Raw genomic sequence first — 22,669 nt, forward strand, 5'->3', positions numbered from 1 at the left:
GTATCTGTTACTGTGATGGACGCAAGGCCTATAGTGTCTTTGCATACAAAAAGTTCGGTGCTTTTTGTTTTAAGGTAATCTTCCAATTAATTAAAATACTCTTTTTTGAACCTTTCAAAACTTCCACTTTGGAAGTTTTAAGTGGACTGTAGTTCCTTTGTTAATTTCACTTTCTATCCAGATCTCCCCTTCATGTGCAAGTATAATATTCTTAGAAATATACAGGCCGGATTCAAGTCCCTGGTACTTACCACTCATCGAGTTATCCAGCTGATAGAACTTATGAAAAAGATGGGGAATGATATCTTTTTGTATGCCAGGTCCATTATCGGTTATCCTTACGTGGAGGTCGTCGTTTTCTTCCCGGACATTTATGTTTATGTTCCCGCCATTTGGAGTGAATCTAATGGCATTGTCTATAAGATTGACCAATGTTTCAGCCATTTTGTCTCTGTCTGCTCTAATGGGAGGCAATCCATGAGGTACATCAACTTCCAGGGTGATCTCTTTCTCCTCTATCAGCAGTATCAGGTCTATCAACGCTTCCGAAATAAGATTTGCTACATAAGCACTCGAAAAAGAATACTTCATCTTCCCGGATTGCTCCATGCTCATATACAGAAGTGAATCTATCAGACGTTTCAATCTTTCAGATTTTACTAATATAGAGTTGATAGCTTTTGTCTGCTGGTTATCGATGGCCTTGATCATCTCCTCATCCAAAATACTACATTCAGAGCTTCCTGTTCCAAGGGACATATTTAGTCTTTCAGCAAGGAATTCGGTTTTAATTCTGTTGATAGACCGTAGTTTCTGGTTTGCTGATGTTAGGTTTTCGGAGTATTTCTGCAGCGCGTTTTCCATGTGTTTTCTCTGCATGAGCGTCCACATACCCTGCATCAATAAAGTAAGCTGGCGCAGATCAGACTCATTATAATCCTCTTCTTTATTACCTACACCTGTAACAGCTATTATATGATCTCCATCGAATAATGGAACATTCATGTGTCTTAAAAGTTTCACGTGATTTTCTGGATAGCCTTTCTTTAATGGACTGGGTGCTGGATAGTCATTTGTGATTATAGGTTTACGCTGTCTTACAGCTTCGCCCCAGAGGCCGGTAGTTTTTATTGGATAGATGAAACGTTTATCTTTGATCCCGCATTCTTTCATGGCACTTTCGGACCAAGAGTGCATTATGAGCTCTGTTTCATCAGTATTCATAAACGCAAGGTACCCAAGCCTGCTTTCAGTCAGTCTTACAGTTTCTTCTCTTACAAAGTCAGTTATTTCGTCCAAAGATGAACCTGTCATTTCATTGAGCTTCACAAGAGCTGCAAGCCTTTCTTCTTCAAGGAGGCGCATTCTTTCTGCTTTTTTGCGTTCGCTTATATCACGGGAAACAGAAAGAACCATTTTTCTTCCTTCATATACTATGAACCGTGCATTGACTTCTAAGGGTATAATTGTTCCATCTTTGCATATAGCTTCGGTTTCGTATATTGCACGGCCATCAGTTTCAATTATTTTCATAAGCTCATACATACGCTGTATGTACTTAGAAGAAATTATATCTGCAAGATATGTATTTAGTATCTCTTCTTTGCTGTAACCCAGTGTATCAACTACAACCTGGTTCACGTCGATCAGTTTTCCGTTGAGTTCGCGAATATATATCTGATCATTTATGTTATTGAAAATACCTTTGAACTTTTGCTCAGATTCAGACACAGCATTTATTGCCATCTTATGACTTATTGCAATCGCAGCAAGATTGGAATTTGCCTGGAGGATCTCTATCTCTTCTTTGGTAGGTTGGCGTGCTTCATGGAAATATATGCCAATAGTTCCCAGTACCTCATTACTTGAACTTATAATAGGTTCACAACAGCTGGCCTTTAGACCTGTCTGAGAAGCAAGTTCTTTAAGGTCTTTCCAGTAAGGATGTTCCATTATATTCTCTACGATCACTCTTTTTCCGGTGTATGCGGCTGTTCCGCAGGAGCCTATACCTTCTCCTATTAACAAACCTTCTATTGCTTTTTTATAGAAATCCGGAAGAAGCGGAGAAATTGTATTTGCAATATGTTTTTTCTCCTTGTCCAACAGCATGACAAAGCTTATTGCTCCAGGCATCATGTTCTCTGTCGTTTTTACCAGAAGCGTAAGCAACTCTTCAAGGGATGAGCCAGAAGCCAGTGCTTCAAGAACCCTGTTGCGACTCTCGATACGCATCTCCGAGAACTTCCTCTGGGTTATATCCAGGATAATGCCTTCATAATATTGAGCCTTGCCATTTTCATCCCGTCTTATGATCGTTCTCTCTTCTACCCATCTTATTTCACCCGATTTGGTGAGAATCCTGTACTCCTGTAAGAAATCATCATTTACTTCTTTAGAACACCTAGCCATCTCTGTACGCACGTTTTTAATATCCAACGAATGAATAATATCACCAAATATCATCTTGCCGGATAGAAAATCCTCTGGTGAATAGCCAAAACGCATGATGTTCTTTGATACAAACTTTATAGGCCAATCTTCTTCTGCACTCCAAATAAAGACAATAACCGGACTATCATCAATTATTTTTGCTATTTCAGAATTGACATCCAATGGTTTCATTCGTTTCCCTCGGTAATTTATAAATCAATGGCTATATAGACATCCTGCTCCCATTAGTAATATAGTTATGTTAATAGTTATATTAAAAATCCTCTTGTGCAAAACTGTTATAATCTATATTGAAATAATTGTTGCTTTTTACATGATCTTTCTGAAAACTTAAATAGAAAAAAAGAAACGTAGTTATAGAGATACAGGAAGCAATTCTCTGTAACTTATAGCTTTAACTGGGCATATGCCAACACATCTCTTGCAGCTCATACCCAAACATAGATGGGCAGTGTAGTCCGCGTACATGTTCCCATTTTTATAAACGGTCCTTATAGCTCTCTCCGGACATTCCTGTTCACATTTATGACATCCAATACACCCGATTGCCTTCTCTTCAATGACTGTATCCAGGGCTCTAAATATTTCCATTCCTTTATACCCTGTATCTACAATGTCTTTTTTCTCCCTTCTCTCTACAATATGCTCAAAGTCAACTTTAGGAATCCTTGGTAAATTATAAGATTCAAGGACACTGTTATACATTTCTTCTGGCATGCCTTCGGTCCAATATGCCAGTTCACAAGTATAGAATTGTATGAACGTTTCATTGGAAGCTAGCATAATATGATCTGCTTTTATCTTATCTGCAAGCATTGCTATTTCTTCCAATTTGAAATTCTCAAGGACAACATCTCTTGCAAGTGCCAGGGAGGTATTACCAAACTGTACTATTTTATGTGAGAGCATGGGGATAAGGCCGATCTTCCTTGCCTTGTTGGCATCTACATAAGCCCCTGATGCACCTGACATATACATATTCTCCAGATCCTCATATTTGACGCCAGCTTCCACTAGCAGTGTAAGATGTGCTGCCCTTATTGCCCCAATAGCCTTCCCAGCCTCTTCAACATCTGTTTCACTGAGGATGACTCCTTCGCCCAAGAACAATTTACCATTAGGAAGTTTTGGTGGAGTCCTGATCAGACCCATATCCACAGCCAGAGATATTGCAGAGATAACTCCTGTTCCTGTTATTCCCCTAGGCTTCATCTTGCTCTCTTCATGGATCTCTCCTGTCACCGGGTCAATGAGATGCCCTTTGCTCTCGGCCATATTCTCATCAAGCACTGTGAGTCTCCACAGACCATTTTCTTCATTCACATCGGAAATAGCCCCAGGGCTTGCAAGCATGCCGCATTTTATACCCTGTCCTTCGATAGCTGGTCCAGCTGCAGCACTGCAAGTTATAATCCGGTCACCAACTTTCAAAGCCATTTCAGCATTCGTACCATAATCAGTAACTAAAGATGCTCCTGATTGTTTGAGGAAGTCGGTTTTGATCATCATGGCAAGAGCATCTGCACCAATTTCATGTTCTATTGATGGAAGAACAATTATATCGCAATCTTTCAAACCGAAAGAATCTCCGAAAATGGCATTTCCATCATAAACCTTCAGATCTCTTTTAACAGTTTCTATTCCAAGCCTTTTTTGCATATTTTTGCCAGCGTACGCGAGGTCCCTTATTTCTATATTCTGGAATAGTGACAGTTGAATGGGATTTCCACATACTGCCATCCTTTTGATCAACTGGGGGGGAACATTGAACATATCGATCATGTCTTTAAGGGTGCGGACCATAATGTGATTTGCGACCTCCTGGCCTGCACGAACAGCAAATTCGAGATGATCGATAACATTGCCCCCTGGCAATGGATGTCTCATTGTCATTACTGTTTTTATAACTTCTTTAGTTTGAAGATCCAGCAGTTGCAATCTAAAACCACTTGTTCCCAAATCTATTGCAATACCATACACAATATCTCCTCCATGAAATATTTAATGATGTCCAGGTGCTCGATCAATCGGTCCCACGATGTAATGTTGCATACTAAGTCTCTGCAGTTCCACGTATAAATAACGATTTCAGAAAAAAAAACGAAATCGATGCCAGTATCAATCATGACTGGAAAAACATCAGTAATATTATTATCAATGGTGTTATCAAAATAGGCAATATCGTCAAAATCAACACAATTGTTCATTGTTATTAATGCAAAAACCATAACCAACTTTACTAATTAGTAAGATCAATATCAAAAAATGTACAAGAGCATATGTGCAATATATATAAATGCATATATACACATATTCGAAAATCCTGTAATTAAAGCAAATTGTAAAGTTCTTAAGGGACCTGGTAACATGAATTGGAGAAAGCGGTCCCTTAAGAAGGAGTAGGTAATCACGTATTCATATCACGTGATCATGCAGGCGATATTTGGGAAGTGTGGTTTTACCCTTTATTATGGAGGTAAGCTGGATTGACCCATTTATGGTATAACCATAAGCTGCACTACTCCGCTTTTTACCCTTTGTGGGGTTTGAGCAATAAAATGTATCAGTACAATGGCATATATAACGACTTGTAGCTAATAATCAAACACATTTCGATTATTTATTATATTGATGTTGTTCAAATTGCTTGTAATGTATGATCCATGATCTTTATTCACTTTGGCTGAGAATATTTAACCATTGAAAAAAGTAAAGTCTTTGATAAAAACAAAGTGACTTACTTAATATTAAATTATTGTATTGGGTTTGGGTATTTCTCTACTTTATATAACATTTCTTTAAAGTACAAAAAGAGATCCATGCCCCATATACGTGCACTTTCATTAAAAGAGATCACCTTTTTGTGATCAAACATCCCCTGTTTATTGAAAAAAGCTATATTCACAAGGTCATCAGTAATTGAAAGAGCACCTAATTTTATTATATCATCATCGCATATGAACAGATTTGAATTCTTAGATGTCATCATTGCATTATATTGTTCAGTATATTCTTCTTTCAATCTGTCATAAACAGACTTGGTCAGAATCATCTCAAAATTTACTTCTTTTTTAGCTAGCTTCGAGTAATTATTTGGGCATGAAGGACAAAAATATGAATATAATGTAGATACATTTTTTGTTTTTTCAAGGCTCAATAACAATTCCTTGGGTGGCTCAAAGAGATGGCTAAGATCCGGGTCATGTATAATTACCTTACCTACTTCTCCAATTCTGTCCAGCAATGAATCTGGCACTGAGCTTAAATCTCTGTTCACCCAATAATTCTTATTCTCTTCCAGTACATCCAGTGTACTGATCAATGGATGTATTTTTTTCATCAGGATCTGGCCAACATAAGTTAATTTGTATTTACCATCATTCTGTTCAATGAGGCCATGTTCAAAAAGTATTTTTATCTGGGCCATTATTGCACTGGTCGTACCTGTCAGAGATTCTTTTATTTCTTCGATAGTAGCTGGCCCATTAATTAATATCAGAAGAGTGTTTTTCCTCTTTTCAGATAGAAATACAGTGCTTACCAATTCGTCTTTCATTTTATTGCCCCACCACTTTCTTTTGTTTCAAAGGATCGTGCACACAGTTATCGCACAATTCTATGTCTCATGTTTTTTGAATTCAATATCTTGCGACTTGTTTTATCTGGAATATAGTCTCATAAAGGCAATTCACAAAAAAATAATTTCAAGACAGTCTAAACACAGTTTTGTACCTACAATATACACATTCTACCAGGAATGTATATATGAAAGCTAATTTACATACTTATATCTTGGATTTTTGCTTCTACCTGCCAGGTCCCTCTCCAAATGTGTTATTATACCTCTTTACTACTGATCCTATATAGCTGGACACATTTCGTGAAGATGTTTTAGACATATAATTCTTAAGAGGGAATTCGGTGTGGCAGTATGTACATCTGGCAAGTTCACAGCCCCGTGCAAGACTTGGGCAGTCTGTGCAATATTTTGCTCTTGAATAAAAAAGATTGAAGGAATTCCCACACTCTGGACAAAGAAGCATTCTGTTAGAGTCATAGAACTGCTTGCTAACACCTCTTCTTTGTAGTTCATCAGAATACCTGTTATCGCGGGATAAATCATCAACATATCTATTTTCTTTTTGGCGCACTTTTCTACACCTCATTACAACTACATTTTTACTATCATTCAAACAGTATATATAACAAAGTATTCGTAATAATCAATGACAGCTAAAATATCAATAATATGCACGATGTTAAAGCTGTGGATTTTACCTGTCAGAAGTATATATATTTGATTTGGTTCAAAATAAACATAAAATGGAAATTGCAATGCAAAAAGCTACATTTGCTGCGGGCTGTTTTTGGGGAGTAGAAGACGCTTTCAGGAAGATTGGCGGTGTACTCAGCACTCGTGTTGGGTACATAGGGGGCTTACTGGAAAATCCCGGCTATATTAAAGTATTAAGCGGGAAGACAGGTCATGCCGAGGCAGTAGAGGTTACCTTTGATCCTTCTATAGTAACCTTTGATGAGTTACTTGCAACTTTCTGGAGCATTCATGACCCCACCCTTACACACAGAGAATTGGTCATGAGTCTATGGAACATCCATGATCCTTCTACATTGGACAACTTGCCGAATGCTGTTAGTCATTACAGGTCATCTATATTTTACCATAACGATGATCAAAAATCAAAATCAATAAAGTCCATGGAAAAGATGGAAAGAAGCCTGGGACGGGGGAAAAGGATACTTACGGAAATTGTCCCTGTGACCACGTTCTATCAGGCGGAAGAGGAACACCAGCAATACGCTGAGAAAAACACAGCAAAAGATAAAGTTAATATGTGCAGCTTAAAGAACTGTCCGATAAAGTGATTAATCTTTTACCAATGGGAACATTGAATATCAAATGATTACAGGGGGTTAGTGGTAAATATGCCCTTTGAAAAACTATTCGAACCTGACAATATAGGGAAATGCAAGTTGATGAACAGGATTGTCATGGCTCCTATAGGTAATATCAATATGGCCGATCCCATAGGCCGTCCTCTGGATAAAATGATAGAATATTTTATCGAGCGGGCAAAAGGCGGAGCAGGCCTTTTAATAACGGGTCTTGTGCCCGTTTCTTTTGGGATTGATCCCACAGTATCTGAAGATAATCATACTACTTATTTACCACGCATCGATGGTACTTCACGTACCCGTCTTTCAGGTTGGAGGGATCTTACCGCCGGAGTACATCCTTACGGGTCAAAGATCTTCATCCAGCTTAGTGCAGGCCTTGGGAGGGTCGGTTCTCCTGAGCCGGCGCTAAAGGGAAAGATTCTCAGATCATCTTCATGGAACCGGAACTTCTATGTACCTCAGATCCCTCATGCTCCATTTTCTGACAGAAGCATCAAAAAGATTGTAAGAAGCTTTGGTCAATGTGCAGCTAACGCAAAATCTGCAGGCTTTGATGGCGTGCAGATACACGGCCACGAAGGGTACCTAATGGATCAGCTGACCTCTTACCCATGGAACCGGAGAATATTTGGTCGGTATAAAGATAAGAATCAGTTTGGGATAGATGTTGTAAAGGAGATCAAAAAGCGCTGTGGAGATGATTTTCCAGTCCTTTATAGGATAGATCTGACCCAGGCTTTGCAGGAAACATATGGGGATGCGATATTCAGGAAACTTTTCCATGGTAAGGAAAGGACAATTGAGCAGGGTCTTGAATTTTGCAGGGTTCTTTATGAAGCCGGAGTTGACGCATTCGATGTGGATAAGGGCTGTTATGATAACTGGTTCTGGCCACATCCTCCTGCTTACTTTGATGATGCGATCTATGTTAAAGAGATGGCAGGCTTCTTAAAGGATTTCTTCCGCAGGGAAGACATTAATGCAAAAGTGATAGCTGTCGGAAAGATGGGTAAACCGGAGTGTGCCGAAGAAGTATTGGAAAAAGGCTGGGCAGATTTTGTAATGCTGGGCAGGCCACTACTGGCTGACCCCCACTGGCCTGCAAAGGTCAGGCAGGGCAGAACAAAGGAGATCATTCATTGTATTGGTGATCAGGAAGGATGCCTCGAATCAATTAAAAAAGGAGGGCATCCCTGCTGTGCAGTGAATCCTTACACAGGCTTCGAGGAAAAGAAAAAACTGGTGAGAGCGGAAAAGATCAAGAAAGTCGCTGTCATAGGTGCCGGACCCGCAGGCTGTGAAGCTGCAATGACAGCTTTCAAAAGAGGACATGAAGTGACGCTTTTTGAAAAGAGTGGCAAAATAGGCGGACAGTTATACACAGCCAGCCAGCTTGCAATTAAGCACGATATTAAAAGGTATCTTGAAAACCTTGAATATCAAATGAGCTTATTGCAAAAAGAGGGTCTGAAAGTTGTGTTTAACACATATGTCAGGCCTGAAAACATAGGAAGCATGTTCGATGTGATAATATGCTGCACTGGACTCAGAAAAGTTATCCCTTCCATCGAAGGGCTGGATATGATCAGGAATCTGGAAGCCAGGGAGTTTCTTGATAAGGGCATGGAATTGCCTTCTGATGTGCATAACGTCCTTATTATCGGAGGGGGGATAATCGGCTGTGAGGTGGCCTATTCCCTTGCCTATGAAAAAGGTGTCAATGTCACTATAGTGGGAAAAAATGATGCATTGATGCCTGATACCGTAATGGCTAACAGAGGTCAGATGTTGTGGATGATGTTTGGAGGAGGTTCTCCTTCAGGAAAGAAGGAAGACGCTCTTAAAGAGCCGATTACAGTATATAACGCTTCAAATGTCATCAGGTTCACAGAAAGCAAGGTTCATATTCTGGCAAATAGGGGCAGAGGCGATCCTTACACACCATGGAAGGCACTGATTCCTTCAAATGTTAAAAATCCATTCAACAGAAAACTTGATCCAGATAATGTAGAGGAATTAACTCTGGATACAGACATGGTAATAATAGCAACCGGAGCACAAGCCGATGATTCGCTTTACTATAGGCTTCTACAAGAGAAGGCAGCAGATGAAATATACTCCGCAGGAGATGCAAAAGAGCCTGGCAGGGTATGGGAGGCCATCACGGGAGCTAACGAGATTGCAAGGAATATATGAAATAGCTATCAGAAAGCGTGAGATACTTTATTTGGACCCCAATTTTCTCCTTTTTATTGCTTTTGCCCAAAATACCATCTGTTTTTTGTGCCCGTTATATTCATGTTTTTGATTTTATCAACTGCATTGTTTTGCATTCAGCCTAGATTTTTTGACGCCCAATGGTTTCAGAATATACACCCATAAAAATTCACAATTTCAATGAGGAATTCAGTATTGATAATAATGATATCATTGGCTGATAACCATGAGTTATTATATATACGTATACCAGAATATGTGTTTTGTTGATAAGTGGCTTGCCATTTTATTGACCTGAAATATGCTTGTCAGATATATGGCCAAAAGCGGAGAAAGTGAAGAAGCCAACATGCTTCGCATTAATGGCCATTATTAAATGGAATATGGAGGCATTCTATGGAAGAAAGTGAAATACTCAACGGATTAACGGATGCGGTAGTCAATGGGAAGAAGGATCTGGCTGTCGAGCTGGCAAACCAGGCACTTGCAGCAGGCATTCCTCCTTACAAGGCAATCATCGAAGGCCTTGCAGCAGGCATGGAGATCATGGGAAAGAAGTACGACTGTAAACAGGCATTTATACCACACCTCCTGATGGCATCCAATGCAATGTATGGTGGAATGGATGTACTTACTCCTCATATGAAAGCTGAAGATGACTCAAAGAGAGCAGTCCTTGTAATCGGTTCTGCAGAAGGGGATGTACATGACATCGGCAAGAACCTTGTTAAGACCATGATGAGTGCAATGGGCTTTGAAGCGATCGACCTGGGCAAGGATGTTCCAATTGGTAAATTTGCTGAAGCTGCAATCGAGCACAAGGCAGATGTCGTATCTATAAGCACACTAATGACCTCCACAATGGATAATATGGAGAAAACAGTAAAGAGCTTCTCAGAGAAGGGCATCAGGGACAAGGTCAAGATCATTGTTGGCGGAGCACCTATAACAGCTGACTATGCAGCAGAGATTGGAGCAGATGCATCCAAGAAGGATGCAATGGAAGCTGCAAAGTGGGCCAAGGAAGCCTTACAAGGCCTTCCTGACAACAGGTGGAACTAAAGCAGATCAAAGGAATTTGCGGATCAATTGAAATCATCCGCATATTCCTGATTTTTTTATATCATCAAAACAAAAAGATATTCCTCAGGAACCGAGGCACGTTTCAGGAATGAACGCTACCTTCCTGTGGAATACTTACCTAAAAAGCCTGTAATTAGTAACCCTACGTAAGGCCAGGCTTCACTACCCCATCAATATAAATTATTACAGGAGTTTGCTTAAATGGTAACATACACGCCAAAAGAGAGATTGGCACGCGCACTTACAGGAAAACCTGTTGACAGGATGCCAGCAATCTCTGTCACACAGACCGGAACTGTAGAACAGATGGAAGCAGTTGGGGCATTCTGGCCAGAAGCCAACGATAATGCAGAAGTCATGGCAAAGTTAGCAGAAGCAGGTCACACAATAATCGGTTTCGAAGCTGTACGTGTCCCCTTCGACATCAGCGCAGAAGCTGAGTTCTTCGGCTGCGGCATCAAACCAGGTACAAAAGAACAACAGCCATCCGTGACTAGCCATTGCGTAAAGGACATGTCAGATATCGAGAGGCTTAAGGACTTCGACATCAATCGGGGCAGAGTAGCTACTATCTGTAAAGCGATCAAGATCCTCGCAGATAAATATGGCACAAAAATACCTGTCATGGCAAGTATGCTCGGCCCATTCTCCCTTGCACAGCACATGAACGGTGATGACTGGTTCATGGCAATCATGACAGATGAGGATTTTGCAACGGCACTAATGAACCTTGCAACAGAGTTTAACATCACATATGCAAAGAAGATGGTAGAGAACGGTGCAGACACAATGGTCATCATCGACCCCACAGCAAGTGCAATGCTCATTGGTGATGCATATTATGAAAAATATGTAGTTCCTGCGCACAAGAGGATAGTCGATGCAATGCACGAATTGAACGTACCGGTAGTACTCCATATATGTGGTGACACTACGATGAGTATCGAGCTCATGGAGTCATCAGGTGTCGATGGCATCAGTATAGACCAAAGCGTAGATGTTGCGACCGCAAAGAGCAAGGTCAAAAAGGCAGTTATAGTTGGTAACCTGGACCCTGTGAATGTGCTCTGGAACAAGACACCTGAGTTCATCAAAGAGAAGTCAAAGGAAGTCCTTGATGCAGGAGTCTCATTGCTCGCGCCAGGTTGTGGTATTGTCAGCAAGACGCCAAATGCCAACCTGCAGACAATGGTGGAGATGGCAAGGAATCATAAATAATTACTAAAGCTCCGGGCTGGTTCATTCAGGTTTTTGGCTGCCAACTGCCCCGGAGTTTGTTTTTGGGATCCGGAGGAGATAAGATTTGATAAGATCTGTTCATTTTTGTTTTTATCAGAATATCTGCCTCTATCCATCCCTGGTCGGCGAAACTCATTGACTTTTTATGAACAGCACATCTCAAACATCTGAAAATATCAAAATGCAAATTGCACCCTGAAGTAGTGATTTGAATGTTATCGAAAGTGATAAGACAAATACCACAAAAAAAAGAAATAATTAATTCAAATATGCCACTTTTTCATTCCTTAAGCATATTTCTAGAAAAGAAAAGCCATTTACTTCTTAACAATGTGTGGTACTTTGCTGTATTCATGCTCACAGTTATAGTTGGTATTCTGTTATTCTACAGACACACAGAGAATGAGATCATACCTGCTTTCATACTTGGGGCCCTATGGTTACTTTTCTGGAACAACAGCATGCTTAAAGGACGTATGCTCCTGGTGATAGCCTCGGTTTTCGGGTACGTTCATGAGCTATTGGGTGTTCAGCATGGCTATTTTACGTATCTTGGCGGAGCTATAGGTGGTGCTCCTATATGGCTCATCCCGGGTTACGGCGCAATATTCTGGTCATCCTACAATCTTTGGAAGATATTCCAGGAAAGATACTCTCAAAAGACATGGTTCCACAGGGTCAACTACTTCATATTTGGAACTGTTGCTTTACTGATACTTACAGACTACATTATGTTCGATCTGTCTGCACAAACAGTTGGAATATTGCTTAAACTATTCCTTGCACTAATGCTGTTTATTAACCTTGAAGGCATCAGGCTTGCGTATTTCACAGGTTTCTTCACTGTTCTTACAGAATTTACAGGGGAGATGCTTGGAACATGGAGTCACCCGGATTTCTCATTGATCTCCCTGATGGCAGGATATGTGTTCCTTCTATGGATTTGTATTACGCTAAGTGATATTATTAAAAGAAGAAAGGAATGGGGAAAAATTGAAGGCATGTCGGCTTTTGCTCTTACATCCTTCTACATATTGTTATTACTTGGAATAGTAGCTGTCTGAACAAGAAGTATCTAAATAAGTGTACACAAAGATGAAATGTCATGCATCATGAGATCAAACGAGTGTTCTGCCTTCAGCAGGAAAAGTGGCCACAACTGGCACGTCTGGGAGTCTCCGAGAGAATCGAGAGATTGATGCGTATTGACAAATATCTCCGGGATGAAAGGCATCTTCTTGAATTGTACCAGGCAATGTTCATGGATCTGCATAAACCCGAAGTAGAAGTAATTGCTACAGAAGTGGGTATAGTTCAGGCTCAGATATCTTACATAAAAAAACATCTGAGCAATTGGATGCGACCACGTAAGGTGCCCACACCCCTGCCTCTTATCGGTACACGCTCTTTTACCCGGTATGAACCCAAGGGAGTGATACTCATCATGTCTCCCTGGAACTTCCCCCTTAATCTTTCCCTGGTGCCCCTTGTCTATGCGATAGCTGCCGGTAACGCGGTCATACTCAAGCCCAGCGAAATCTCATCCCATACCTCTGCATTTATAAAGCATATGATGGACGAGCTCTTCCCTGAGAGCGAAGTTATGGTTTTCGAAGGCGATGCTTCTGTTGCCAGTTCACTTCTTGAGCAGCCATTCAACCACATATTTTTCACGGGCAGTCCCAGGGTCGGAAAACTCGTCATGACAGCAGCTGCCAAGCACTTGTCCGGAGTTACTCTGGAGCTGGGGGGAAAATCACCTGCTATTATAGATGAGACCGCTGATATCAGCCTTATAGCTAGACGTGTTGCCTGGGCCAAGTGTGTCAACAACGGACAGACCTGTATAACTCCCGATTATTTACTTCTCCATGAATCAGTGTGTGATTCTTTCATCCATGAATTCGGTGCTGCTGTTAAGCAGTTATACGATCCTGAAGGTGAGGGAATAAAAAATTCTCCAGATTATTGTCGCATTATCAACGGTATGCACTTTAGACGGCTGAGATCCATTTATGATGATGCTATCTCTAAAGGTGCATGTTTATCCCTGGGAGGGGATTTCGATGAATCTGACCGTTTTATCTCTCCCACCCTGCTGGAAGGGGTAACTTGTGACATGAACATTATGAATGAAGAAATTTTTGGCCCCCTATTGCCGATAATTACCTACAGGAACAGGAAGGAAGCCAAAGATATGATACGTCGCCTTCCAAACCCACTGACATTGTATATCGCCAGCCGGGACCAGGCTAATATAGACTATTTTATGGACGGTATATCTGCCGGAGGTACTGTGATCAATGACTACATGCTTGGTTACAGTAATCCGTCCTTGCCATTTGGGGGAATTAATAACAGTGGTATAGGCAGGTCATTAGGATTGCACTGCTTTGCAGGCTTTTCCAATGAGCGTAGCATCATACACCGCAGATGGGGCTCACTGAACATTATCTATCCACCATACAATGAGCGGGTCCTGAGATTGATCAACACACTTTACCGATGGATGTGAGGAAAGCAGGAGTTACCTTATAATGAAAGATAACAGAAAGACGATGCTGATAACTGGCGGCTCCGGCGGAATTGGAATTGAGCTTGGAAAAATTTTTGCATCCGCTGGCTATCACCTGGTGTTGGTAGCTCTGCCTGGCGATGACATGCAACAAGCAAAGAACATACTTCAGGATCTCAATCCATTTATTAATATACTTTTGCTGAAAAAGGATCTTTCCATTCACGGAGCAGCTACGGAGGTTTATGAGTTCACCCAAAGCCATAAACTAACAGTGAATGTATTGGTCAACTGTGCCGGATTTGGCACTTACGGTCATGTCAATGAAATATGCATTGACAGAGAACTCGCGATGATACAGCTCAATACCAGTACTCTCTACCACCTTACAAGACTTTATCTGCGGGATATGATCGAAAGGGATGAGGGTCAGATCATTAATATGTCCTCTATCTCAGCTTTTCAGCCCAATCCATCTTTTGCAACCTACGGCGCCTGTAAGAGCTTTGTGCTGAACTTCAGTAGGGCCTTAAATTATGAATTACATGAGCGTGGGTCTAGGGTAAGAGTTTTGGCCGTTTGCCCTACTGCTGTCAAAGACACAGGTTTCCAGGTAACAGCCGGAATGGAGCATGCCAGAGCATTCAGTTCTTTTATGGCTACGACATCTGCAACTGTAGCCCGTGATACATACGAAGCTATGAAGCAAGGCAGGGATGTGGTAATCCCCGGAAGAGGACTTGGTTTTGGACATGCCCTGGTAAACCTCCTTCCTGCAAGCTGGAAGATGCGCATTTCTAAATATCAGTTGCAAGAGACCTTGTAGGTACAAAAGATTTTGCTACATATAAGTATAAGCAGGTGAAATAAGATGATCATCATTGATGCTTCGTGCAATGAGAAAAGCAATTGTATGCTATGCGGAAACGGGATAGTTCATTCATGTCGGGCAATTACTGCAAAATGCCACTACTGTGGCGTTGAAGAGGAAGCTTATATCCAATGTAAGGACGGACATTATGTTTGCAATAACTGTCATTCACAGGATGCATTAAAAGTAATTGAGAACATCTGTTTGAACACCGACCTGCAGAATCCTGTTATTCTGGCTGAAAGGATCATGGAACATCCAAGTGTACATATGCATGGTCCTGAGCATCATGCACTGGTGCCTGCAGTACTTATAGCTGCTTACCAGAACTATACCGGAAAAAGGAAAGAAGAAGATATTTCAGAGGCTATTAAAAGAGGTAGCAAGGTCCCGGGAGGTTACTGCGGTATCTATGGTGCCTGCGGCGCAGGAATCGGGGTAGGTGTTGCTGTAAGTATCCTTTTAGGAGCTACACCCTTCACATCTTCCGAACGCTCCCAAGCAAACCGGGCAACATCTGGTGCTCTTCGATGCATTGCAGATGCAGGGGGAGTAAGATGCTGTAAAAAAGCAACTCGCATTTCTCTGAGGAAAGGAGTGGCATATCTGTCAGATGTTTTCGGCCTGATCTGGTATCAAAAACTCGACATGGGAATGAATTGTACTTATACAGATTTGAATAGGGAATGTGATGAGAATTGTGAATACAGGAACAAATCCTAAATGTGTAAAAGCTAGACCGAGCAGTGATCACTGGTCAAAGCATCAATCTGCCGAGTATGCGGGCTTTTTTCCCGGGACAGAAGCACGTATATCCCTCCCAGTTTGGGTCAGCAGGTAAATCCCATAAAATTATGTTGTCCGCAAAGATTAGACTTCTTTTTCTATACTTTTCAGTTTTTTATGTAGGATGTAATATTACTTCAGTCATTTTTCCGGAGAGCTACCCGGTAGAGCCTTTTTGGAAGAAGGCCTTCTTCGAATTCAGTAATATCTTCAGTTATGTACCCTTCGGAAATAAAGGCAATTTTTTCCCGGCTCAGGAAGTGTACTATAAATCCGCCCTGTATCTCCCACATATCCTCACTTATGTGGATGCCTGTTCGGTATTGAGGGTCCTGTGTATGTCTTGTGGTAAATACGTTCAGTCCCCCTGGCCTAAGGACTCTCTTGATTTCCGATGATAGTGCTCGGAGTTCTGAAATCTTCAAAGGCATGCAGTAAAGCATGTGGGAAAAGCATGCATCAAATGTTGCATCCTCAAAAGGAAGCCTTTTCCTTACATCGTGTACTAAAGTTTTTATGGAGCCACGTAAGTGCTCGTTAACAGCTCTGGCTTTTATATATTCGACTCCTTTTTCGCAGTAGTCCAGAGCAAATACCTCAAAACCATTTCTCGCAAAATAGAAAGTGTCCCTTCCCTGGCCAGCCCCGAGCTCAAGAATCTTTATTTTGCCTTCATCCTTAAAAAGCTGGGCAGCCCACTGAGCCGGGCTGCTTGGTTCTTCGCCGAACATGGATTCATTGCATGAGAAAACACTCTCCCAGTGTTGCTGCTGCCTGTTAAGGTCCTTTTTGTCTACACCAGGTTCATTATGGTTCATTTTGTCATCCATGCCCTTTAATGCACACACTATTTCAATTTTTCAGGAAGTCATTCTCTTTATGTCACTTATGCGCTGATCAAGACAGGCACCACAAGTACATGGCTCTTCAATGAGAGTTGTTATATCCCTTGTCCTGTAACGGATGAGGGGCATACATCTTCTCCTGAGGGTCGTGACAACAAGCTCTCCTTCCTCTCCTGGGAGCAACTGCTTTCCGGTTTTCGGGTCTATTATCTCCACCAGAAAATCAGGATTATTCAGATGGAAGCCATTCTGCTCTACACATTCGATGGCATTGGCCAGTCCCAGTTCGGTCATACCCCATTGTCTGAGGGTCTTGCATCCCCATACTTCCTCAATTTCTTTTCTCATGGAAGGTGTAAGGGGTTCGGATGAGCAGATGATACGCTTGATCCCAAGCTCACCTGGCTGTATAAGTTCACGGGCAGCCTTAGATAATTCGTACAAAAAGGAAGAAGTTCCTATAATAATAGTCGTGCCAGATTCTCTCATGGTCTTTATCTGTTCATCTGCATCAAGAGAATCATTGATAACAGAATTGTAGCCTGAGAGAGCGCAAGCCTTGCTCAGTACCAAACCAGGATCCCAGGTAGCTGTTATAGTTGGATACATTATCTGTAATGTATCATCCTTTGCATCCATTCCTGCCATCTTAAGACCAGATATCACCGAATCCACGATTTCCAGCAGCTCATGCTGGGTGTAAGCCATCCTCTTAAGCATGTTTGTGGTGCCGGAGCTTGTAAACTCCCTCACGATCTCCCTCCTTGATACACAAAGGAAATGATATGGATGATCAGCCAGTTGCTTCTGTTCGGTAAGTGGTAGATTCTTCAGATCTTCATACTTTGTGATCTGAGATGGGTTTATGCCAGTCTTTTCATACAGCTCCTTATAATAGGGGCTATTTTCCATGACATACCCCATAAGTTCTCTGAACCTGAATAGTTTGTACTCATTGATGAGTTCCCTGTCAAGCTCCTGATTACCGAATAACTCTTTCAGTTCCTTGCTGTTCTTTATATCATTCCTGATCTTGGCCAGTCCCCATTGCTCCAAGGGATTCCCGGCACCACTTTCTATTTTACGGGACTCCAGTCTTCTCTTTGCTATATTCATTCTAACAGCAGTATTAATTTTTGCAGAAAGACTCATATCACTATTCCTGTTCTAATCATGAATGAAATGAATTTAAGCGGTGTTCCTGTAAAGGAAGTTTCCATTGCAGTCAGTCATGTTATAATTACAGAAGGGGACAAATCTTCCGTCGCGTGTGACCACATGTATGCAGCAGTTCTCTACCCTTTCTCTCTCGTATGACCAGACGTCCTGGAAAGCCATTGTTGAGATTGTAAGATAGCTGTTCATGCTTTTCTCTATGAAATCTGCCCATCCGCCACCCAGGCGGGTATTCTTCGGAAGGACTTCAGTTATTGGTTTTTCACAGCATGAACCCTTTACAGTAAGCTGGCTTATCGGCTTCTCGCAGCAAGAACTCTTGATAAGGAGATCGCCACACGATGACTTCTGGTCTTCTTTCCCGGAACCTTTCCACCTGCCCATAATGGACTTCTTCGTTTTGCTCGCTACATCGGAAGCAGACTTGATGGCTCCAAGCGAGACATTGGTCAGTGGAAGGAAACCTCCGTTATCTATAAGCGTCAGGCAGGTAGCCCCGCAATGGGCATGGGGCATGAGTGAAGGTGTGAAATTCTCAACCTTGAGCTGTCCGCTGGTCTGCTTCTCTATTTCCCTAAGTAGCTCCAGTATGGTTATCCTCCCTTCGCGGGCCGAAGGAGCACGGCCGGAATAGAATACAGGCTGGAAGTGCACTCCCCTAACAGTGGGTACCCTGCTGCCTGCAAACTCTATGATCTTGCCGACTTGGTGCAGGTTATAGTTTCTGGCTACCAATGGTACAAGGACAACACCGATTCCTGCCTTTTCACATCTGTTTATGACCTCGGCCTTGAAATCAAAGAGCTTCTTTCCAGTCCTTTGCTTGTAAATATCATCGGATACACCGTCGAATCCAAGGTAGATAGCATCTACACCCGCTGAGGCGATCCTGTTAAAATAATCCTGATCAGTAGCTATTCTGCGACCATTGGTGTTCAATTCTATGTGATCGATTCCTACTTCCTTTCCCATCTTTATTATCTCAGGCAGATCATCCCTCATGGTGGGCTCTCCTCCTGAGATTTGTATACAGGTGGGTTTGTTCTGACATTTTTTCACAGTCTCGAACATGAATCTTATTGTTTCTATATCGGGGTCGAGGCTTTTGTCAATAGAAGAGCTGGCGAAACAATAAGTACATCCCATATCACACCTGTCGGTCACTTCGACAATTGCCAGACAGGTATCTTGTTTGTGAGAGGGACAGAGGCCGCAGTCGAAGGGACAGCCTTTTTCTGTATCCCTAAGGGATGCTTTGGCACGCGATCTATTGACATCGAAACATTCCTCCATTTGGAGGTAGTGCCCTACATCCTCAGATATCATGGTTGTAAAGCTGCCATGGTCAGGGCATGTTTTTTTGAGGTAAACTTTTCCCTCCTCCACGTATTTGATGCCATCTATTTTGCCAAGGCACTCAGGACAAAGGCTTTCAACTGTACTTATCGGTTCCATCTGTTCCCTCTCTGGTTGGTGTGGTGGTAATCTACCTGAGAACCCCTTGAATTCTCAGGTATTCTTAAGCTCTCTTTTCTTCAAGGATCGCTTCCGCAGTTTTTAGCGTTGACTTTGCCATGCCGGCTGATACATACATATCGCCGCATTTTGCACAGACAAGTCCGGGACCTGGCCTTGTGACCCCCATATAGCTCATGTCAACGTTCCTCTCCAGTGCGACCTCATTGCACTTTGCACATATCCACTCACTTTCATCATCGTATTCCACTGGCTTGATCTCTCCGCCGGTTATACCGAGGATGTTCATCTTGTGGGTGTAGACATCAAGCAGTTCAGTTGCAGAATAGACGGCATAGATGGTCAGATTCTCTGATACGCCTTTTGCAATACAGGTGCTGCCATCCTTTGCTATGAGTTTGTGCCCACTGGACTCTGCATTCTTGATAATTTCCAGTATCTCCTCTTTTTTCACGCCGTTGTCTTTGAGTAAATTGTCCGCTTGTTCAGTTATCTTTATATCCATAATAACCCTCACTGATTTATACTATTATTTTTCATCCCTTTTCTCAGAACTTTTCATACTTACCAAAATCCTTTGCAGCTCTTACAAGTGCATGGACATTAACAGGTGGGGCATTGGTCGGACATTCACATGCTGTTCCTAATATGAATCCTCTCGGACTGTCCTTGCCGGCAAGTACCTGTTCCTTGGCCTGTGCGTAGACCTGAGCAGGTGTACCGCGGTCAATGAGTTTTGTATCAACAGTTCCGAAGCATGTGCACCTGTCTCCGAAATTCTCTACAAGTTTTGAAGTGGGGAATATGTCCTGTCCGTCGTATCCTATCTGAACAATAGTGAACGGGCTCATTGGTGCATCTCTCCACAGGTCGAAGTCGTCGGTGTGGTTTCCACATAGATGGTAATAGACACCAGGGCCTGCACCTGTGTTCAGGACTTTCCTGACAGCTCTTGATACTGGCTGGTAGCTGAACCTCTTGATCTGTTCCCTGTCCATGAGGTCACCACTTGCTATTACTGAACCAGTGATCATCACGTTTGCACCATACCTCTCGGCTGTTGCTTTACATGCGTTTACCATGTGGTCTCCGGCTTTTATGCAAAGCTTGTCCACAAGTTCTGGCTCTGTGATCATCCACATGAATACATCCTCAATGGCAGCCCAGTTAGTAGCCACTTCCATGGTACCACCCAGCTGGGTGATTGGGGCAAACATCTGTGGGTATTCGTTCTTTACTGTGTCCAATGCTCTGTAGTGTGTAGTGAGGGTCGGCCCCTTCACCAGTTCTTCAGTGCTTAGTACTTCAAAATTATCTACATCTTCCGCAGTCTTTATTGGGCGTTTTGTAATACCTGGAGGAGCATTTGTCTGGATCTTTAGCTCAGCTCCGTAGTCGGCTCCCCAGTAATCTGCATAAAGGAAGTGCCCAACCGGAGTAACATCATAAAGCTCACAGGCAGCACACACCATCCTTACTGCTTCTTCCGGATTCGAATAGAAGTATCCTGCATTCTTTCTGAACAGAGTAGCTGCGTGAGACAGAATAATAGGGTCTACTATAACTCTATCCGATGGTTTGTCTACCCATGGTGTGGTCCATAAGTTTCCTGCATTTTCTAGCCAATTTTGATCTATTGGGATATAGTCTTGTGCTGGCATCATTTATCACCAATCGTTTGTTGTTCTGGTTACGAATGGTGAAAATAGTAAACCTTTTCCATTCATAACCATCAATTTGAAATCAAATCTTTTTGCAGTCTATCATGCAAATTCAGTTTTTGTCACTATTGACAACAAACGTTATTTTGGTGTAGACATATATGTAATAACTCCTAGTAATTAATCAAAACAATTATTATTATCAATAGTATGTTCGCGGTTTAAATTATGGATTTTCCCGGAAGTATATTTTTTATCTAAGTAGTTCAGGAAAACGGTAGCTAGAAAAAAATAGACACCTTCGATAATATCAAGACTGTGAATATTAACAAAAGTAAATTTAAAAGTAAGTTCTAGAACAGGCATCTATAGCTGTTGATCAAAAATATTGCATGGAATTGTGGCAGAAAGATCTATTGATGAAGAAGTAGAATTTTTAAAATCAATGATGATCCAGTTTTACTTAACCTTCTCTGACATTTCTTTATATTGTTCAAACAGGTCTTTTCCCCATTTACGGGCACTATCTTCGAAACTAATTACTTTTTTGTGATCAAATATTCCTTTTTTATTAAAAAAAGCTATCAGCATAAGATTGTCCGTAATTGAAAGAGCACCCAGTTTAATTATATTATCATCACATACGAACAAATTCGAATTTGCAGACCTCATCATTGCATTATATTGTTCTGCATACTCATCTCTCAATCGTTCATATACCGATTGAGTTAAAATGAGATCAAATTTAACTTCTTTATTTGCAAGTTCTGAATAATTATTAGGGCAAGATGGGCAAAAATATGAATAAAAAGTACACGCATTTTTTGTTTCTTTTAAACTGGTCAGTAGTTCTTTTGGTGGTTCGAAAAGATGATTTAGATCCGGTTCATACACCATTACCTTTCCTAAATCTCCAATTCTATCCAGTAATAAGTCAGGGATACCACTCAGATCTCTGGTTCCCCAGAATTCTTTGTTTTCTTCCAGTATATTAAGTGCCTCAATCAAAGGTTTTACTTTTTTAAGTATGATCCTTCCAACAAAAGTTAACCCGTATTTATCTTCTTTTTGTTCTATAAGACCCTCTTCGATAAGGATTTTTATCTGAGCCATTATAGCACTAGTTGTTCCGGTTAAAGAATCTTTTATCTCATCAACAGTAGCCGGTCCTTCCAATAACATAAGAAGGGCCATCTTTCTTTTTTCAGATAAAAACACCGTACTCATCAATTCAGTTTTCATGGTCTTCACTTTTGTTATGAAATATTGTTAACTCTGTGTTCATTTCTATAATAACAGATTATCAACATACTCCTCAATTCTCACCCACATATTTGCTTCAATGTGTTCCATGAGTGTATTTACATATGTGAAATCTAGGTTTTAACTCTTTTTATGCTCTGATAGTACTTGGTTGATCTCATTAAAT

The 22,669-nt window shown here is 41.4% G+C and carries 18 protein-coding genes; 8 read left to right on the forward strand and 10 right to left on the reverse strand.

The window, feature by feature from the left end; genetic code table 11:
* Window positions 1–114: 114 nt before the first annotated feature.
* The 4 genes from METHO_RS01715 to METHO_RS01735 form a co-directional block, all read right to left on the reverse strand.
* Window positions 115–2,625, reverse strand: coding sequence for a sensor histidine kinase (locus tag METHO_RS01715; RefSeq protein ID WP_015323790.1), 2,511 nt, complete (start codon window positions 2,623–2,625; stop codon window positions 115–117).
* 183 nt (window positions 2,626–2,808) lie between these two features.
* Entirely contained in the window at window positions 2,809–4,434 is a 1,626-nt protein-coding gene (locus METHO_RS01720; RefSeq protein ID WP_015323791.1) for a methylamine methyltransferase corrinoid protein reductive activase, read from the reverse strand.
* 772 nt (window positions 4,435–5,206) lie between these two features.
* A complete protein-coding gene (locus METHO_RS01730; protein WP_015323793.1) occupies window positions 5,207–6,010 on the reverse strand; it encodes a helix-turn-helix transcriptional regulator in 804 nt (267 codons plus the stop codon).
* 250 nt (window positions 6,011–6,260) lie between these two features.
* Window positions 6,261–6,605 carry a hypothetical protein gene (locus METHO_RS01735; RefSeq protein ID WP_156810997.1) on the reverse strand — a complete coding sequence of 115 codons (345 nt, stop codon included), beginning with the start codon at window positions 6,603–6,605 and terminating at the stop codon, window positions 6,261–6,263.
* Window positions 6,606–6,777: 172 nt separating this feature from the next.
* Here METHO_RS01735 and METHO_RS01740 point away from each other — a divergent pair, with 172 nt between their 5' ends.
* From METHO_RS01740 to METHO_RS01775, 8 genes are all read left to right on the forward strand, one after another.
* The gene (locus METHO_RS01740) at window positions 6,778–7,338 is read left to right on the forward strand and encodes a peptide-methionine (S)-S-oxide reductase MsrA (protein ID WP_245546315.1); all 561 of its coding nucleotides are present in this window, start codon (window positions 6,778–6,780) and stop codon (window positions 7,336–7,338) included.
* Between the two features lie 60 nt (window positions 7,339–7,398).
* Window positions 7,399–9,567, forward strand: coding sequence for an oxidoreductase (locus METHO_RS01745; protein WP_015323795.1), 2,169 nt, complete (start codon window positions 7,399–7,401; stop codon window positions 9,565–9,567).
* Window positions 9,568–9,984: 417 nt separating this feature from the next.
* On the forward strand, window positions 9,985–10,650 hold the full coding sequence (locus METHO_RS01750) for a corrinoid protein (RefSeq protein ID WP_015323796.1): 666 nt from the start codon (window positions 9,985–9,987) through the stop codon (window positions 10,648–10,650).
* Between the two features lie 222 nt (window positions 10,651–10,872).
* Window positions 10,873–11,889, forward strand: coding sequence for a methylcobamide:CoM methyltransferase MtbA (gene mtbA / locus METHO_RS01755; RefSeq protein ID WP_015323797.1), 1,017 nt, complete (start codon window positions 10,873–10,875; stop codon window positions 11,887–11,889).
* Between the two features lie 374 nt (window positions 11,890–12,263).
* On the forward strand, window positions 12,264–12,974 hold the full coding sequence (locus tag METHO_RS01760) for a hypothetical protein (RefSeq protein ID WP_245546316.1): 711 nt from the start codon (window positions 12,264–12,266) through the stop codon (window positions 12,972–12,974).
* Between the two features lie 41 nt (window positions 12,975–13,015).
* Window positions 13,016–14,425: an aldehyde dehydrogenase family protein gene (locus METHO_RS01765; protein WP_015323799.1), complete on the forward strand. Its 1,410-nt coding sequence runs from the start codon at window positions 13,016–13,018 to the stop codon at window positions 14,423–14,425.
* Window positions 14,426–14,447: 22 nt separating this feature from the next.
* Window positions 14,448–15,251 carry an SDR family NAD(P)-dependent oxidoreductase gene (locus METHO_RS01770; protein WP_015323800.1) on the forward strand — a complete coding sequence of 268 codons (804 nt, stop codon included), beginning with the start codon at window positions 14,448–14,450 and terminating at the stop codon, window positions 15,249–15,251.
* 45 nt (window positions 15,252–15,296) lie between these two features.
* A complete protein-coding gene (locus tag METHO_RS01775) occupies window positions 15,297–16,019 on the forward strand; it encodes a DUF5714 domain-containing protein (RefSeq protein WP_015323801.1) in 723 nt (240 codons plus the stop codon).
* A gap of 200 nt (window positions 16,020–16,219) precedes the next feature.
* Here the strand turns inward: METHO_RS01775 and METHO_RS01780 are convergent, their stop codons facing one another.
* From METHO_RS01780 to METHO_RS01805, 6 genes are all read right to left on the reverse strand, one after another.
* Complete coding sequence (locus tag METHO_RS01780) at window positions 16,220–16,912, reverse strand: class I SAM-dependent methyltransferase (RefSeq protein ID WP_245546317.1); 693 nt, start codon at window positions 16,910–16,912, stop codon at window positions 16,220–16,222.
* Between the two features lie 30 nt (window positions 16,913–16,942).
* Window positions 16,943–18,079 (reverse strand): phenylacetate--CoA ligase family protein, encoded by a 1,137-nt coding sequence (locus tag METHO_RS01785; RefSeq protein ID WP_015323803.1) that lies wholly within the window; start codon window positions 18,077–18,079, stop codon window positions 16,943–16,945.
* A gap of 36 nt (window positions 18,080–18,115) precedes the next feature.
* Complete coding sequence (locus METHO_RS01790; RefSeq protein WP_015323804.1) at window positions 18,116–19,558, reverse strand: radical SAM protein; 1,443 nt, start codon at window positions 19,556–19,558, stop codon at window positions 18,116–18,118.
* Window positions 19,559–19,622: 64 nt separating this feature from the next.
* Window positions 19,623–20,084, reverse strand: coding sequence for a DUF7479 domain-containing protein (locus tag METHO_RS01795; RefSeq protein WP_015323805.1), 462 nt, complete (start codon window positions 20,082–20,084; stop codon window positions 19,623–19,625).
* A 43-nt stretch (window positions 20,085–20,127) separates the two neighbouring features.
* The gene (locus METHO_RS01800; protein ID WP_015323806.1) at window positions 20,128–21,243 is read right to left on the reverse strand and encodes a uroporphyrinogen decarboxylase family protein; all 1,116 of its coding nucleotides are present in this window, start codon (window positions 21,241–21,243) and stop codon (window positions 20,128–20,130) included.
* A gap of 456 nt (window positions 21,244–21,699) precedes the next feature.
* A complete protein-coding gene (locus METHO_RS01805) occupies window positions 21,700–22,482 on the reverse strand; it encodes a helix-turn-helix transcriptional regulator (protein ID WP_015323808.1) in 783 nt (260 codons plus the stop codon).
* Between the last annotated feature and the right edge of the window lie 187 nt (window positions 22,483–22,669).

The organism is Methanomethylovorans hollandica DSM 15978 (assembly GCF_000328665.1).
Taxonomy (GTDB): Archaea; Halobacteriota; Methanosarcinia; order Methanosarcinales; family Methanosarcinaceae; genus Methanomethylovorans; species Methanomethylovorans hollandica.